The sequence below is a fragment of the Duganella sp. CF517 genome (assembly GCF_900110275.1).
Lineage (GTDB): Bacteria > Pseudomonadota > Gammaproteobacteria > Burkholderiales > Burkholderiaceae_D > Rugamonas.
Window position 1 is genome coordinate 324,056 of record NZ_FODC01000004.1, and the last position, 15,522, is coordinate 339,577.

The 15,522-nt window shown below is 64.2% G+C and carries 12 protein-coding genes; 5 read left to right on the forward strand and 7 right to left on the reverse strand.

Annotation, left to right across the window (positions count from 1 at the left end):
* Window positions 1–4 precede the first annotated feature (4 nt).
* Together BMX85_RS17535 and BMX85_RS17540 are read right to left on the reverse strand one after the other, a co-directional pair.
* The gene (locus tag BMX85_RS17535; RefSeq protein WP_090320951.1) at window positions 5–2,104 is read right to left on the reverse strand and encodes a TonB-dependent receptor; all 2,100 of its coding nucleotides are present in this window, start codon (window positions 2,102–2,104) and stop codon (window positions 5–7) included.
* 124 nt (window positions 2,105–2,228) lie between these two features.
* Window positions 2,229–4,181: a CocE/NonD family hydrolase gene (locus tag BMX85_RS17540; protein WP_090320954.1), complete on the reverse strand. Its 1,953-nt coding sequence runs from the start codon at window positions 4,179–4,181 to the stop codon at window positions 2,229–2,231.
* 318 nt (window positions 4,182–4,499) lie between these two features.
* Here BMX85_RS17540 and BMX85_RS17545 point away from each other — a divergent pair, with 318 nt between their 5' ends.
* Window positions 4,500–5,087 carry an FxDxF family PEP-CTERM protein gene (locus BMX85_RS17545; RefSeq protein WP_090320957.1) on the forward strand — a complete coding sequence of 196 codons (588 nt, stop codon included), beginning with the start codon at window positions 4,500–4,502 and terminating at the stop codon, window positions 5,085–5,087.
* A gap of 365 nt (window positions 5,088–5,452) precedes the next feature.
* Window positions 5,453–6,076, forward strand: a complete 624-nt coding sequence (locus BMX85_RS17550; RefSeq protein ID WP_090322109.1) for a flavin reductase family protein — start codon at window positions 5,453–5,455, stop codon at window positions 6,074–6,076.
* Window positions 6,077–6,084: 8 nt separating this feature from the next.
* On the opposite strand, the gene BMX85_RS17555 is transcribed toward BMX85_RS17550, so the two are convergent.
* The gene (locus tag BMX85_RS17555; RefSeq protein ID WP_229210570.1) at window positions 6,085–7,107 is read right to left on the reverse strand and encodes a type II asparaginase; all 1,023 of its coding nucleotides are present in this window, start codon (window positions 7,105–7,107) and stop codon (window positions 6,085–6,087) included.
* A 199-nt stretch (window positions 7,108–7,306) separates the two neighbouring features.
* Between BMX85_RS17555 and BMX85_RS17560 the strand changes: the two genes are divergently transcribed.
* Together BMX85_RS17560 and BMX85_RS17565 are read left to right on the forward strand one after the other, a co-directional pair.
* Window positions 7,307–7,666 (forward strand): hypothetical protein, encoded by a 360-nt coding sequence (locus BMX85_RS17560; RefSeq protein ID WP_090320963.1) that lies wholly within the window; start codon window positions 7,307–7,309, stop codon window positions 7,664–7,666.
* Between the two features lie 48 nt (window positions 7,667–7,714).
* On the forward strand, window positions 7,715–9,409 hold the full coding sequence (locus BMX85_RS17565; RefSeq protein ID WP_090320966.1) for an FAD-dependent oxidoreductase: 1,695 nt from the start codon (window positions 7,715–7,717) through the stop codon (window positions 9,407–9,409).
* Window positions 9,410–9,421: 12 nt separating this feature from the next.
* On the opposite strand, the gene BMX85_RS17570 is transcribed toward BMX85_RS17565, so the two are convergent.
* Window positions 9,422–10,543, reverse strand: a complete 1,122-nt coding sequence (locus BMX85_RS17570) for a patatin-like phospholipase family protein (RefSeq protein WP_229210539.1) — start codon at window positions 10,541–10,543, stop codon at window positions 9,422–9,424.
* A 106-nt stretch (window positions 10,544–10,649) separates the two neighbouring features.
* Between BMX85_RS17570 and BMX85_RS17575 the strand changes: the two genes are divergently transcribed.
* Window positions 10,650–11,126, forward strand: a complete 477-nt coding sequence (locus tag BMX85_RS17575; RefSeq protein WP_090320972.1) for a coiled-coil domain-containing protein — start codon at window positions 10,650–10,652, stop codon at window positions 11,124–11,126.
* Between the two features lie 12 nt (window positions 11,127–11,138).
* On the opposite strand, the gene BMX85_RS17580 is transcribed toward BMX85_RS17575, so the two are convergent.
* The 3 genes from BMX85_RS17580 to BMX85_RS17590 all read right to left on the reverse strand — a co-directional run bounded on the left by BMX85_RS17580 (window position 11,139) and on the right by BMX85_RS17590 (window position 15,400).
* Window positions 11,139–13,286, reverse strand: a complete 2,148-nt coding sequence (locus BMX85_RS17580) for a TonB-dependent receptor plug domain-containing protein (protein WP_090320975.1) — start codon at window positions 13,284–13,286, stop codon at window positions 11,139–11,141.
* A gap of 114 nt (window positions 13,287–13,400) precedes the next feature.
* Window positions 13,401–15,008 (reverse strand): M23/M56 family metallopeptidase, encoded by a 1,608-nt coding sequence (locus tag BMX85_RS17585; protein ID WP_090320978.1) that lies wholly within the window; start codon window positions 15,006–15,008, stop codon window positions 13,401–13,403.
* Complete coding sequence (locus BMX85_RS17590; protein ID WP_090320981.1) at window positions 15,005–15,400, reverse strand: BlaI/MecI/CopY family transcriptional regulator; 396 nt, start codon at window positions 15,398–15,400, stop codon at window positions 15,005–15,007. Before BMX85_RS17590 ends, BMX85_RS17585 begins: the two co-directional genes overlap by 4 nt.
* Between the last annotated feature and the right edge of the window lie 122 nt (window positions 15,401–15,522).

Here is a 15,522-nt window from a genome sequence, read left to right on the forward strand (position 1 = left end):
TTCCCTAGAATCGATAGCGGGCGGTGAGTTGTACGGAACGGGGCGCGCCCGGCAGGTTCAGGTTCTTGCTGCTGCCGTGGCCTGCCACGATGTAAGCGCGGTCGAACAGATTTTTAAAGTTCAAGGTCAGATCGACGCCGCCCTGGCGATAATAGGCCATCCCGTCGGCCGTCACGTAACTTGGCAGCGTTACCGTATTACCTGGATTGGCCATGCGATCGCCGACATAATTCACACCGCCGCCGACACCGAAATGCCCAGCCAGCGCTTTACTGACCCACAAATTAGCGCCGTGTTTCGGTGTTAATGTCGGACGCTTTCCCTGAACGGCTTGACCATCATCGCGGGCAATGGACGAAATCATTTCGGCGTTTAAATAGGAATAACCGGCCCAGGTATTCCAGCCATTACCCAGGTCGCCGTTGAATGTCAGCTCTACACCCTGGGTGCGCTGCGTTCCAAGCGGCAAAACTCGCTGCGTCAACGGATCGGTGGTTTTAATATTGGTGCGCTCCAGCCGGAATATCGAAACGCCGGTAAATGCGCGGCCGTTGAATAAATCGTATTTGGCGCCGACTTCCTTGTTTTTGGTAATCTCCGGTGCGATCTGCGCATTGGCAGCGGTTAATGCAAAGCCTTCACCCGATGGCTGGAACGAACGGCTAAACGATGCGTAATACGATTGCACCGCGTTCGGCTGGTAAACCAGGCCCGCGCGCGGACTCCAATTCCGGTCGGTGCGACTGACATTCGGCACGCCGGCGCGTCTTTCGACATTTTCCTGTTCAAACCGGTCGTAGCGGATGCCGGCCAGCGCTTTCCATTGCGGCGCCAAGGTCACCATATCCTGCAAATAAGCGCTGGCGATTTTAAAGATGCCGAGGTTATTCGACGTCGGCGCGCCGCCGGCGGTGAACGGGACCACAGGATTGACCGGATTAAACAACGACACTGTCGCGACATTGGCTTGCGAGCGTACCAGTTGGTTTTTGTTCTGTTTGCCGAATTCCACGCCGTAGAGGATCTGGTGCTGCATGCCGGCCAGTTCCGCCAGTTGTGTCAATTCGGTCTGATTCGAGTAGCCATCTTCGTCGCGGGCGACATTGCCCCGGGTGAGGGAGGCGGTGCGTGCAGTTTCGTTAACCGAGCCGACCAGCGTGTTGTTGCGGTCGAGCGAGTAGTCGTAGTGGCGGAAGGCGTTGCGCAGCGACAGCTGCGGATTGAAGCGGTGATCGAGGGTGAAACCGTAGGCCTTCACTTCCGACTCGCTGTAGTCGAAATCTTTGGCGTTGGCCGCGCCGTAATAGGTGCCGGCCGGAACATCGACCGCGCGTCCCTGATAGGAAGGGATGCCGAAGTCCGTCAGGCGTTTATCTTTCAGATATTCGGCCTGCAACAACAACAGCGTGTCGGCGCCGAGTTTGATTTGCACCGATGGCGCCAGCGCGTGGCGCTTGAGGAACTGCTGGTCGCGATAGCTGTCCGAGTCCTCGGCCGCGCCCGTCAGCCGGAAGGCGGCCCCGTTGTCGGTCAGATTGCGCGCCAGATCGAATTCGCCGCGCTTCTGGCCCCAGCGGCCCACCGTCACGCCGACCTCGCTTCGGTCGATGCCCGGTTTTTTCGTGATGCGGTTGATCATGCCGCCGGACGAGCCGCGGCCATACAGCACCGACGCCGGCCCCTTGATGATCTCGATTTGTTCGACGTTCGACAGGTCGCGGAAATACAGCGCATCATCGCGCATCCCGTCGACAAACTGGTCGCTGATGGCGCTAAATCCGCGAATGGTGACCTGGTCGCGCTGGCCGTCGCCGTGCGACAGGCCGATCCCCGGCACCGCCCTGAGCACGTCCTGCATCGAGCCGGCGGCTTGATCGCGCAACAGTTGCTGCGGTACGACGTTGATGGTTTGGGGAATATCGCGCAGCGGCGCGTCGATCTTTGTGCCGGTGGTTGAGATCGTGGGGCGATATCCGTCCGCCTCGCCGCTGACGGTGACGACCGGCATGGCCTGGTCGGGCACCGCGCCGGTCTGCGCCAGCGCGGCGTGGGAAAAGGAAAGGCTGGCCAGCATCAGGGCCAGCGGTGTCTTGGTCGGTGTCATGTAAGTCCCGTGAAGTAGTTGTTGGCTGGCTACTTGGGTCGCATGACACCTCGCTGGCTAAATAGGAATGATTATCATCTGATTATCCTCCTAAGATGCTAGTAACGCAAGAATCGGCGCCGCATCAACGCGGCGCTGGCAACAACTGCACCTCGATGCCCGAGTACATCGACGGCGCGCGATAAATCCGCTGCGTCGCCTTCTGGAAGTCGTCGGGCTTGGCCTTCGGAATCTCGACAAAGGTCTGAGGATTCAAGTCCACCAGCGGGAACCACGAGCTCTGGATCTGCACCATGATGCGGTGCCCGCGCCGGAAGGTATGGTTGACGTCGCTCATCGTGTAGTTGACCGGCTCCACCTTGCCCGGCGTGAACGGCTGCGGGTTCTCGAAGCCGTTGCGGAACTTGCCGCGCAGCGGATCGCCGCGCACCAATTGCTGATAGCCGGCCATGGTCAGCGCCGGTTTCGGCACGTCGGTGTGGTGCTCGTCGCTTTGGCCGCTGTTGGGATAGCTCGCCGGATACACGTCGATCAGCTTGACGACCCAGTCGGCGTCGGTGCCGGTGGTGGAGACGAACAGGCGCGGCTTGACCGGGCCGCTCAAGGTCACGTCCTCTTCCAGCACCTCGCTGCGGTAGGTCAGCACGTCCGGCCGGGTGGAGGCGAAGCGCTGGTCGCCCACCATGTATTCCTTCGGCACGCCGGTGGCCGGGTAGGCGGTGTACGGCACCGGCTTGCGCGGATCGGCCACATATTCGTCGAAGGCCTGGGCGGCGCCGGCGGCGGGCTGCTTCCAGTCGAGCGTGCCATTCGGGCCTAGATACAGGGTGCGGGCCTGGGCCTGCTTCGGCGGCCAGGCCGCGTAGGTGCGCCAGACGTTGCTGCCCGTTTCAAACGCGTACACCTCGGACACGTCCTTGTTCGGCACGCCTTTCAGATGCTGCTCGAAGAACGGGAATTCGATCTTGCTACGGAAGTAGTCGCCGGTCTTCGAGTCGAACTGGACATGGCCCAGGCTCTTGCCGTCGTAACGGCTCCAGCCGCCATGCGACCACGGCCCCATCACCAGGCCGCTGTAGATGCCGGGATTGTTGCGCTTGATCGTGCCGTAGGTGGTCAACGGCCCTTGCAGATCTTCGGCGTCGTACCAGCCGCCCACCGTCAGCACGGCCGCCTTGATATTTTTCAGGTGCGGTGCGATGTCGCGCGCTTTCCAGAAGTCGTCGTAGGTCGCGTGTTCGATGGTGGGCATCAGCAGCGTGCGCTGGTTGGCGGTCATCGCGTTGGTGATGTTCGACAGCGTCAGGTGCGACAGGAAGAATTCGTAGGCGTCGGCGGTGCCGTAGTCGAAGCGGGTCCAGCTTTTCGGCAGCGGCGTCGGGTTGGGCACGTCGACGAAGGCGGAATAGAAGTCGAAATTGGCCGACAGCATGAAGGCGCCGCCGTGATACGAGTCGTCGTTCATGTACAGGTTGGTCACCGGCGCCTGCGGCGAGGCGGCCTTGATGGCCGGATGCGAATCGATGATGCTGGCCGACGTGTAAAAGCCCGGATATGAGATGCCCAGGATGCCGACCTTGCCATTGTTGTTGGGGACGTTCTTCAACAGCCACTCGACGGTGTCGTACATGTCCTCGCTTTCGTTGCCTTCGCCTTTGGCGCGCTTCGGGTTGACGTGCGGCGTCATCTCCTGCCACTTGCCCTCGGACATGTAACGGCCGCGCACATCCTGCTGGACGAAGATATAGCCGCTTTGCTCGAACTCGGGCGACGGCCCGACATGGTCCGGATAAAAATCGACGCCGTAGTGCAGCTCGTCGTCGATGTCGACGCCGGCGCTGTAGGGCGTGCGTTCCATCAGGAAGGGATAGCGCTTGCCGGCATCCTTGGGCACGTAGACGGCGGTGAACAGGCGCACGCCGTCGCGCATCGGGATGCGGTATTCGTACTTGGTGTAGTGCTCGCGCAGATTGTATTTGGCCGGGGCCTCGACGGCGGCGGCGGCGGCCGGCAAGCAAAGTCCGCCCAGCACGAGCGTGTTGACAGCAAAGGCGAGGGCGGTAAGGCGCGATTTCATGGATTCCTTGTGATCTGAAAGGCAAAGATGCGTAAGTGTAATGCCAGTGGATAACTTTGGCTGCGACAAATTTGCGCACCAACTTAATTCTCTTTAAAAACATCAACTTGCCGGAAGGGGTTGAGGCTTGTTAACAGCCTTATCCACAGAATTTGTTAACAACCGCGCGCATTGTTAATCCGGCAATAATTTGTACTTTTCGACATTTATGTTGGCTACCGCACAGTTGACGCTGAGACAAAATTATATTCTCCGCATCACCGAATAAGGGTGTTCGGGAACTCTAATTGCACAATAACTAACTACGCGGAACTAAAAATGAAAATCAAAAATATCTTGCTCGCATCGATGATCGCCGGCGCCAGCCTGTTCGGCTCGGCCGCTTTCGCCGCGAACGTGGGACAAACCGTCACGATCGACCTGGACGCGGATGGCGCCGGCGGTTACAACGCACACTTCGGCAACACCTACGGTAGCGCCGACCGCACCAACACGTTCACCGACAAGTATATGTTCGTCCTGAACTCCAATTTCGATTCGTCGACTTCGCTGACCTCCAGCTACCTGGCGTCGAGCACCGTCAAGGACCTGCAAATCACCTCGTTCAGCCTGGTGAAATATGACCCGATGACCAGCGCGGTGCTGGGCACCTACGCGGGCACCAATACCACCGGTGGCGGCGCGCATCCGACCGATCGTTGGGAGTTGACCGCGACCGGCCTGTCGGCAGGCAGCTATTTCGTTCAAGTTGACGGCCTGGTGGCCGGCACTGGCGGCGGCGCTTACGGTTCCGACCTGACCATCGCCGTCTCCGCGGTGCCGGAACCAGCGACCTACGGCATGATGGCCGCCGGCCTGGGCCTGCTGGGCTTCGTCGCCCGCCGCAAGCAAGCCAAAAAAGCTTAACCTACTAGGGTAGGTGTTGTCCGACGCGTCTGAGCCTACGAACTCAGACGCGTTTTTTTATGGCCGCAAGCTATCGATCAACGCCCTGCAAGCGGCCGACCTGCGCTCCAGCCCCATCGGCGTGCCCGCGAGTGGCGCTGGACCGCGAGTCGATCACCGGCCAAGATCCGGCGTCGGCGTCGGCTCCGGCGTCGGCGCTGGCGGACCAGCGGCTGGCGCGCCTGAAGGTGGCGCGTGCCGGTCGCGCAAGCTTGGCGCCAGCGGTATTTCGCGCGTGTCCGGACCAGCCCGCTAAAAAGCGCAAGTCGCATGCTTGTGCGAAAATCGGTCATGGCGCCGTGGCGCGCCGCATCCACCGGAACCTTATGACCGAACGTTATTTTTACCAGCCATCCCAAGGCCACGGCCTGCCGCACGATCCGTTCAACGCCATCGTCGGGCCGCGTCCGATCGGCTGGATTTCCTCGCGCGGCGAACAGGGCAACCTGAACCTGGCGCCGTATAGTTTTTTCAACGCCTTCAACTACACGCCGCCATTGATCGGCTTTTCCAGCCAGGGCCGCAAGGATACGCTGCGCAATATCGAGCAGACCGGCGAGTTCGTCTGGAATCTGGCCACGCGCCCGCTGGCCGAGGCGATGAACGCCAGCTGTGCGCCGGCGCCACCGGAGGTGGACGAGTTCGTACTGGCGGGGCTGACGCCGGCGCCGTCGCGCCTCGTCGCGGTGCCGCGCGTGGCGGAAAGTCCGGTCGCGTTCGAATGCAAATGCACACAGATCATCCGCCTGCAAAGCGCGGCGGGCGAGCCGACCAATGGCTGGCTGATCATGGGGGAGGTGGTGGGGGTGCACATCGCCAACGAACTGCTGCGCGACGGCGTCTATGACACGGCGGGCTCGCAAACGATCTTGCGCGGCGGCGGCCCGGCCGATTACTTCGAGATTGGACCGGATAGCCTGTTCCGCATGCGGCGGCCAGACTATCCGTAAGGCTTAAATTAATACGTGTAGTACATCTTTTGCACGGCCTTGCTGTCGGTGGTTTTGGTCAAGGCCAGCATCAGCAGGATGCGCGCCTTTTGTGGATTGAGCGTGTCGGCGGCGACGAAGTCCAGCTCGTCGTCGTTGGCTTCGCCGTTGCGCGCCAGGATGCCCTGGCCGACGCGGCTGGCGCGCACGATCATCACGCCCTGTTTGCGGGCGGCGATGAGCGCGCTCTTGACCGGGGCCGCCAGGCTGCCATCGCCGACGCCGGCGTGGATGATGCCCTTGGCGCCGGCGGCGACCAGCGCGTTCAGCGCGACAGGGCCGACGTTGGCGTAGCCGTAGACGATGTCCACTTGCGGCAGTTTGTCGAGCTTGCTGATGTCGAACTCGGTCTCAGCCGTGTGCTTGCGGGTCGAGGCGCGGTAGAAATACGGCTTGTTGCCCTGGATGTAGCCCAGCAGGCCCAGTTCGGTGGTCTTGAAGCTGTCCGGGGTCGAGGTGTTGGTCTTGCTGACGTCGCGGGCGCTGTGGATCTGGTCGGCCATGGCCACCAGTACGCCCTTGCCGGCGGCTTCGGCACTGCCGGCGAGCAGCACGGCGTTGTACAGGTTGATCGGGCCGTCGGCCGACAGCGCGGTGCCCGGGCGCATGGCGCCGACCAGCACGACCGGTTTTTTGCTCTTCACGACCAGATCGAGGAAGTATGCGGTTTCTTCCAGCGTGTCGGTGCCGTGGGTGATGACGATGCCGTCGACGTCCGACTGCGCCAGCAGCACGTTGACGCGCTTGGCCAGGGTCAGCCAGTGTTCGTTGGTCATGTTTTCGCTGGCGATCTGGAACACCTGCTCGCCCTTGACCTGGGCGACTTTGGACAGTTCCGGCACAGCCTTGATCAGGGTGTCGACGCCGACGGTGGCGGCGGTGTAGCCGACCGTGGTCGTGCTGCTGGCGCCGCTGCCGGCGATCGTGCCGCCGGTGGCGAGGATGGTCACATTGGCCAGTTTGTCCTGTGCCTCCGCATAGCTACCAAGCATCAAGGTGCAGGCCAGCAAGGCTTGGTAGATACGGGCGGGAATATTATGGTTATGTAACATGCGATCTCCTGATCAAACTGTAAAGCTTGGGATAGTAACAAATACACAGTCTGTCAACAATGCGGGGTGTTGCGGCGTTACGGTTGACAGACCTGCTATATTAGAGGTGATTTCGGGGAATTACAAAAGAGAAAACATTATGACTTTAGCAAACACCCTTCGCCGGGGTGCGGTGCTGTCGGTGGCGCTGGCGCTACTGGCCTGTGTGACCGCCTGCGGCAAGAGCCAGGCGCAAAAGCAGCAGGAAGAAGTCCTGACACTGACCAGTTTGGGCGAAAAATATGTCAGGGAAAAAGTCCGCGACCCGGGCTCGGCGCAATTCCGCAACCAGTTCATCGGCAAGGGCGGCGCGCCCTGCGGCGAGGTCAACGCCAAGGATGCCTTCGGCACCTACATCGGCTTCCAGCGCTACATCTCGGTGGCGCGCGAGTTGACCCTGCTGGCGCAGGATGTCGCCCCGGCCGAGTTCGAGGAATCGTGGCGCGAGCTGTGCCGCTAGCCGGTGGCCTCCGGGCCACCCAATATCATCGACCTGTTTAGGACACGCATGGAACAGCAGCCCGGCGCCGGCACGGCGATCAGCCCGCATTTGGCGTCATCGGACATCGGCAACCGCCGCCACCAGATTTTCCCCACCTTGAGCGACCGCCAGTTCGAGGTGCTCAGCCGCTACGGCGAGCGCCGCGCCATCGCCGCCGGCGGCGTGCTGTTCCGCCAGGGCGACCGCCATATTCCCATGTACGTGCTCATCTCCGGCACGATCGAGATCGAACGCGCCTCGGCGCTGGGCACGACCGTCATCGGCACCCACGGACCCGGTTCGTTCACCGGCGAGATGGGCACGCTGGCCGGGCGCGCCGCCGTCGCCACCGCGCGCGTGCTCACCGATGCCGAGGTGATCGTCATCAGCGAGGAATCGCTCGGCACCCTGGTGGTGTCCGAGGCCGATTTGAGCGAAACCATCATGCGCGCCTACATCCTGCGCCGCGTCGCGTATATGCAGGACCAGAGCGGCGGCCTGCTGATGTTCGGCGCGCGCGACTCGGCGCCGACCCTGGCGCTGCGCCACTTCCTGACCCGCAACGGCCAACCGGCCGCTTATTTCGATCTCGACCTGCACGAGGAGACGGCCGCGCTGATGGCGCGCTTCGGCGTGACGGCGGCCGACATTCCCGCCGTGGTCACGCCCATTGGCGAGGTGCTGCGCAATCCCACCTTGCGCCAGCTGGCCGACGGCATCGGCCTGAGTTCCGACCGCATCGACGGCCGCACGTTCGACCTGGTGGTGGTCGGCGCCGGGCCGGCCGGTTTGGCCGCCGCCGTGTACGCGGCGTCGGAAGGCTTGAGCGTGGCGGTGCTGGACGCCAAGGCGCCGGGCGGACAAGCCGGTTCCAGTTCCAAGATCGAAAACTACTTCGGCTTCCCGACCGGCGTCTCCGGCCAGGCGCTGGCGGGGCGGGGGCTGTCGCAGGCGCGCAAGTTCGGCGCCGAGGTGGCCGTGCCGGTCAAGGTCAGCGCGCTCAATTGCGACGGCGCGGAATTCGATATCGCCATCGACAGCGGCGAGCGGCTGCGTGCGCGCTCCATCGTCGTCGCCACCGGCGCGCGTTACCGCAAGCCGGACTTGCCGGGGCTGGAGCGCTTCGAAGGGCGCGGCGTCTATTACAGCGCCTCGTTCATGGAGGCCACCTTCTGCGCCGACGAGGAAGTGGTCATCGTCGGCGGCGGCAATTCGGCCGGCCAGGCGGCGGTGTTTATGGCCGGGCACGCGAAACATGTCCACATCGTGGTGCGCGCCGACGGCCTGGCCGCCAGCATGTCGCGCTACCTGATCCAGCGCATCGAGGCGGCGCCGAATATCACGCTGCACACGCGCAAGCAGATCGTCGAGATGGTTGGCGGCGAGCGGCTGGAAAGCATCGTCTGGCAGACGGCGGGCGGCGCCGCGCGGGCGTCGCCGGTGCGCCATGTGTTCCTGTTCCTGGGCGCCGAGCCCAATACCGCGTGGCTGGGCGACTGCGTGGCGCTGGACGAGAAGAACTTCGTGCTCACCGGATCGGACGTGGCGCCGGGCGCCTGGCCGCTGGCGCGGGGCCGGCATTTTCTGGAGACCAGCCATCCGCGCATCTTCGCCGTCGGCGATGTGCGCAGCGGCTCGGTCAAGCGGGTGGCGGCGGCCGTCGGCGAGGGCTCGGCGGCGGTGCAGGCGCTGCATCAGGCGCTGGCCTCCGACTTCCTCTGATAGGCGCGGGGCTCACGCCTCGCGCAGGCGCTTGCTGTACTTGGTCGCGCGGCGCACCGGCGGATGCTGTCCGGCCGGATGCGCCAGCGCCTCCGTCGCGCGGTCGTAACCGTACTGCCACTGGTCGTTCATGTGCTGCACGAAGATCTCGTAGGTCGACGGCATCGCCAGCTCGATGCGGTTGCGGCGCCAGTGCAGCTTTTGCCGCAACTGCTGTTTGGCCAGCACCCGCGATACATCCGACGAATCGATGCGCAGGTCCGCCAGATAGGTGTTGGCATACCGCAGACGCGCATTGCCGTTCAATCCCAGCACCGCGCGCCAGGCCGGAATCGAGAACACCTGGTCGAACGCCTCCTTGAATTCCATGATCACCTCTTCACCGAGCCGGCGCGCGATTTCGACCGGGAACAGATCCAGCACACCGCCGATATATTCGTCGCCACCATACTGGCGGCAGCGGAAGTAGATCATGTCGGCGATCGAGATGCGGGCCGCCTCGGTGAGTGGCACGCCGCCGTCGATCAGCAGCTCGGGGGAGACCGCGTGCTCGCCCCAGCGCGCGTCGGCCAGGGGCGAGCGCATATCGCGCAGCGCGGCGGCGGCGCGCTCGCCACAGAAAACGGTTTCCGCGAACAGCTTGCGCTGGCCGCGCGGCCGGCCCACATCCGAAGGGTCGAACAGCAGCTTGCCGCCGATGATGGCGACATCGACCTCCGGCGCGCCGCTGGCGGACGGGAAGGGCAGTTGCGGCGGAATGTCGAACAGGTAGTCGCCGAACAGGTCGGGGATGACGGGCACGCTGGCCGGCGACAGCCTGCGCTTGGCGGCGCGCGCCAGGGTGCCGACCAGCGCCGCGTGGCGCGTCGATTTGAGCCCGCACCAGAAGTCGTACATATCGCGCGAGGCCAGCCACGCGCGCTGCTGGTTTGGATCGGGCAGGTTGTTGATGATGGTCGCGGCAATGGCGCCGCCGCAGCTGGCGAGCAGAATGTCCGGCGCCTTGCCGGCCTGGCGCAGCGCCGCGTACATGCCGATGTAGATGCCAAACCGGAAGCCGCCGCCGCCCATGACCATGCAGCGTTTATACGGTTTATAGACTTCTTGTAAAGGTTGGGTTTGTGCGGGCGTCATGGATGAAACCTTACCACAGCACAGCCTCAATCCAGCAATTTGATCCAGTCGATATTGCGGTTCGGTGCCGCTTGACGTTGTATCGTGCGGGGCGAATCATGGAGCGATGGACGATTCCCGATACGTTGCGATTCAAGAAGCTCTGCGCGCCCTGCAAGCGAGCAACGAAGCCTTGCATGCGGGCTCTGTGCTCGTGCGCAACGAGGTCGCGGCGGTGCACAGCACGGTCAACAGGCTTCAAGGCGATGTCAATAAACTCCAGACCGATGTCGACAGGATCCACAGCGATGTCAGCACCATCCAGAGCAATGTGAGCAAGGTCCAGAGCGATGTGAGCAAGGTCCAGAGCGAGGTCGCATCTCAACAGGGATCGTTGACGCAAGTGCAAGCCGAAGTCACGATTTTGAACGGCAAGTTCGATTTTTTCATTGAACATTACGCTAAAAAGGTGGACGTCGAAATGGTGCGCACAGAATTCTACAAGGCGATGGAGGCCCAAACGTGGAGGCTGATTACGTGGATGACCGTGGTCTGTTCGGGACTAACCGCCGCAGTCTACTTTATCGCCCGCAACGTCCATTAGCCGCATGCCCCGTCACAATTGATATTCCAGCATCACGCGCAGCGTGGCGCTGCTGGGCGTGACCGTGACCCGGCGCCGCACGCTGTCGGCGTCGACGTAATCGTGCCACTCGGTCGCGGTTTGCCGCAGCAGGTTGCTGCCGGCGATGCGCAGTTGGGTTTTCCCATCGATTTTCCACAGCGCGTACACATCGAGCTCCCGTTTCGGACTACTGCCCAGCCGTACCTGGCCCGCCTGCCGCACCGCGCCGCCGGCCTGGTAATTCAGATTGCCGCCCAGCGTCAGCGCCGAGTCATCGGGGCGGAAGTCCGCGCCTAGATTGGCGGTGAACGGCGTTTGCGTCTCCAGCCGGTTGTCCGGTCCCGGCACGTTGTCGACGCGCGACCAGTTGCGGGCCAGGTTGGCCCGCAGGTCGACCGCCGGCGCGCCCCGCACCAGGCGGCGCAGCGGCAGCTTGGCTTCCAGCTCCACGCCGCGCACACTGGCGTTGCCGTTGTTGGAGGGCGCCTCGACCCATTCGCCATCCTGCTCGAACAGGCGCGTGATGGTGACGTCGCGTATCCGCCGCAGATAGGTGCTCACGCTGACCAGCGCACCGTCGCCCAGATAGTGTTCGTAGGCCGCGTCCAGCCCCCACGCCAGTTCCGGGCGCAGATTTGGATTGCCCTGTTCATCGGGATTGGTGGGGTTGTTGTTGTTATCGTTGGTGTAGCGGCGCGGCACCAGCTTGGCCAGCGGCGGCGCTTTGTAGGTGCGGCTGATCGCCAGGCGCAGCACGTCCTTGTTCGGCAGCGCATAGCGCGTTTGCAGCGACGGGCTCCAGACCGCCGAGCGCGAGTCCAGCGCATCGGGCGCGTTGGCCGCGTCGGCGCGGCTCGCGGTCTCTAGCCGCTCGTGGCGCAAGCCCAGATAGAGCGAGTAGTTCTTGGTCACCTCCCATTCGTCCTGCACGAAGAGGGCCAGGCGATTGACGTTGGCGCGGTAGTCGGCGTTGTTGGCGCCGGTCTGTTCGCCGCCGGGGCCGAACGTCCTCTCGTTGCGGTCCTCATCGCGCACTGCGCGGCTGACGTCCCAGCCCAGCGCCAGCGCATGGCGCTCGCCAACGGGATGGCGATAAGTGCCGCTGGCCGTCACGCTGGTCTCCGACGGGCCGGAATCGACAAAGTGCCGCGCCTTGGGATTGCCATCGACATCCATGCCGTAGAAGTCGAAGGTGCCGCTGCGACGGTTGCTGTTTACGCCCAGTTTCGTTTCCAGCCTGGCGCCGTTGGACATCAAGTGGGTCCAATTGACATCGCTGCGCAGCATGACGAAGTCGGCGACGAAGTCGGCGAAGTTGCGCGGGTACTCGCTGTTGTCGCCGACCAGCGCCGTCTCGTTGGCGCGGTTGCGATTGTCGACCCGGCGCAAATTGGCGAAGCTTTGCCAGCTCACCGTGTCGCCGCTCGCCAGCGTCCAGTTCAGGCGTGGCGTCAGCGTCAGCGAATCGGTGCGGCCGGAATCGGTTTGCGGGGTGCGCCGCAGCAGCAGCAGGGCGCCATGCGGGTCGCGCTGCTCCTCCCGATCGGTGAAAGGCTTGTCCGTGTGCTTGCGCTGCACCGTCGCCGCCAGGCTGTATGAATAGCCTTGGTCCTGGTCGGACAGCTGCGCCGTGAGCGTCGGCGTGGTCTCGCCGCCCTGGCGGGCGACGCTGGCGCTGAGCGAACGCTGGCCGCGCTTGACGGCCTTTTTCAGGATGACGTTGATGGCGCCGGCCACCGCCTGGTTGCTGAACTCCGCCGTCGCGCTGCGCATGATCTCGACCCGCTCGATCATTTCCGGCGCGATGGAATCAAGCGAAAACCCGGCCGCCACCGGCTCCCCGTTCAGCATGATCTGTGTGTAGCCGTTGCCCAGGCCGCGCATGCTGATGGCACCGCCCTGGCCGGGCGTGCCGGAGATGCTGATGCCCGGCAGGCGCTTGAGCGCGTCGGACAGCGACTGGTCGCCGTGGCGCACCAGTTCCTCGTGCTGGATGACGATGGCGGTGGTTGTTTCACGTTGGCGCTGGTCGGCGCGGGCGCCCGTGACCTGCACTTGCAGCGGCTCCGGCAGGTCGGCGGCGCTGGCGCCGGCGGCGGAGATCAGCAGCATGCTGGCGGCGATTCGGTGTAACGGCATGTCGGTTCCTCGATGGTCGCCGCCAAATTTTGGGCGGCAGTTCGCCTTGCCGCGACCCGGAGGGGACGCGGCTTACCGGCAAAGAATGTTGAAAGGAGAGTGGGAGGGGGCGGCCTAGTAGCCTTGCTGCTGGCGCCTGGCTTTCAGCGCGCGCCGGGTGGCGTGGGCATCGAGGCCGGCGAGCAGCGTCGCCGGATCGATGGTCCGGTCATCCTGGCGCACTTCGAAGTGCAGATGCGGTCCGGAGGCGAACCCGGTTTCGCCGACGGTGCCGATCGACTGGCCGGCCGTCACGCGGTCGCCGGGCTTGACGGCGACGCTGTTCAAATGCGCGTACAGCGTTTGCCGCGCGCCGGTTTCGATGATGACAGAGGTGCCGTAGCGGCCATGGTTTTCCGCCAGCTCGCCGGCGGCGATCACCGTGCCGGCGGCCGCCGCGTGGATCGGCGTGCCTTTGGGCGCGGCCAGGTCGATGCCCGGATGCGGCTTGTCCGAGATGGCGCGCCGCACGCCGAAGAAGCCGGACACGCGCATCCTGTCGAGCGGCTGGCGCCACGCGGCGGCCGGCGCCGCGTTATCGGCGGCAGCCGGTTCGGCCGTGGCCTGCCGCTCGACGTTGAACGCCAGCGCGGGCTGCAACATGGCGCCCGCCGCCAGCACCGCCGCCATCAGCGCCGCGACGGTCCACGCGGCGGCGGTGCCCAGTGCCGGCAGCGAGGTTTTTTGCATGTGCAGGATGCGCGCGGCGATGGTGTCGCCGTGAATGCCGCCGAACGCCAGGCCGCCGCCTGGCGGCATCGCCGCCTGCGCCTGCCACTGTCGCAGCAGCGCGGCCGCATAGCGCTTGCGCTGTTGTTGCGGGCGGCCGGCCAGCACGCGCTGGTCGCACGCCAGTTCCAGCGCCCACGTCATCCTCGCGGCCAGCCAGCGCAGCGCGGGATTGAACCAGAATACCGTTTGCAGCACGGTCGACACGCCCAGGCAAAGTGGATCGCGCGCGCGCCAGTGGTGCAGTTCGTGCGCGACGATCATCTGCTGCTGATCGGCGCCGAACTCGCGCAGATGGCGCGGCAGCAGCAGTATCGGCCGGCGCAAGCCGATCAACATCGGCGAAACCGCGGCCTCGGTTTCCATCACCGCCAGGCGGGAGCGACCGATCTCGGATAGCTGATCGGCGCTGAACGCGCCGTGCGCCAGCAACTCGCGCGGCGTCAGGACGCGCGCGGCCACCAGCAACCGCCGCCACAGCATGCGCGCGCGCAGGAGCCGCGCCAGCGCATGGGCCAGACCGCAGGCATACAAGGCGGCCCACAGTATCGGCAGCCCCACGGCCAACGCCGCCATGGAGCGCAACCGCCACTGGGCATCGACGGCGGCTTCACCGGCCGCGTCGCGCGGCGCGGTGCTGGCATGGACGGATGGCCGCGCGTCGCCGTGCGCATCGGCGCCTTCGTCCAGCGCCAGAATGCGTATGGCCGACGACTGGCGCGCGTTCAGCGTGACCGCCGGCGCCACGCTGATTTGCTCGCCGTGCGGCAGGAAGGGCAGCAGCGCCGCGCCGGCGACGACCAGTTGCGCGGCCAGCCACACCGCGCGCCGCGCCGCCAGCGCCGGCCACACGCGCTGCGCGGCGTGCAGCAGCGAATACATCGCCAGCCCCGCCAGCGCGCAGCTGACGCCGGCCAGCAGCCATTTGAACATCATCACGTAGACCGGCATCATGGCTTGGACGCTTCGTCGTCGGGCCACTCTTGCAGCATCTGCTCGAGCCGCGCCAGTTCCTGCTGGTCGACCAGTTTGCTGCCGGTGAACATGGTGACGGGCAGCGGCGCGTCCATTTCCATCACGCGGCGGCCGAAGTCGTGCGCGAACGCCGCCAGCGTGCCGACTTTTTCCAGCTGCGCGCTGTAGACGTTGATGCCATGGACCGTCTGCAGGCCGACCATGCGTTTTTCCAGCATGCGGTCCAGCGTCTTGCGGGTCGACGAGAACGACCACGCCAGTTCGTCGGCGGCGGCGTCGTGGATTTCGCGCGCGCTCAGCGGCTGTTGCTTCCACAACGTTTTCAACAATGTCAGCTCGCTGACGGAGGGAATCTGGGTATTGGTGGACATGGTTAGACCTTTTCTGCGACGATTGGGATGATTATGCGACATCTGTCGCAAGCGGGTCAACCCCATTTGCATGATTTTGTAACATTGCTTTGAATTAATTCCTAATATGCTACGATTGAGTT

Coding starts and splice junctions, on each gene's coding strand:
- BMX85_RS17535 (WP_090320951.1), bottom strand. CDS start 2,104: ATGACACCGACCAAGACACCGCTGGCCCTGATGCTGGCCAGCCTTTCC.
- BMX85_RS17540 (WP_090320954.1), bottom strand. CDS start 4,181: ATGAAATCGCGCCTTACCGCCCTCGCCTTTGCTGTCAACACGCTCGTG.
- BMX85_RS17545 (WP_090320957.1), top strand. CDS start 4,500: ATGAAAATCAAAAATATCTTGCTCGCATCGATGATCGCCGGCGCCAGC.
- BMX85_RS17550 (WP_090322109.1), top strand. CDS start 5,453: ATGACCGAACGTTATTTTTACCAGCCATCCCAAGGCCACGGCCTGCCG.
- BMX85_RS17555 (WP_229210570.1), bottom strand. CDS start 7,107: ATGCTTGGTAGCTATGCGGAGGCACAGGACAAACTGGCCAATGTGACC.
- BMX85_RS17560 (WP_090320963.1), top strand. CDS start 7,307: ATGACTTTAGCAAACACCCTTCGCCGGGGTGCGGTGCTGTCGGTGGCG.
- BMX85_RS17565 (WP_090320966.1), top strand. CDS start 7,715: ATGGAACAGCAGCCCGGCGCCGGCACGGCGATCAGCCCGCATTTGGCG.
- BMX85_RS17570 (WP_229210539.1), bottom strand. CDS start 10,543: ATGACGCCCGCACAAACCCAACCTTTACAAGAAGTCTATAAACCGTAT.
- BMX85_RS17575 (WP_090320972.1), top strand. CDS start 10,650: ATGGACGATTCCCGATACGTTGCGATTCAAGAAGCTCTGCGCGCCCTG.
- BMX85_RS17580 (WP_090320975.1), bottom strand. CDS start 13,286: ATGCCGTTACACCGAATCGCCGCCAGCATGCTGCTGATCTCCGCCGCC.
- BMX85_RS17585 (WP_090320978.1), bottom strand. CDS start 15,008: ATGATGCCGGTCTACGTGATGATGTTCAAATGGCTGCTGGCCGGCGTC.
- BMX85_RS17590 (WP_090320981.1), bottom strand. CDS start 15,400: ATGTCCACCAATACCCAGATTCCCTCCGTCAGCGAGCTGACATTGTTG.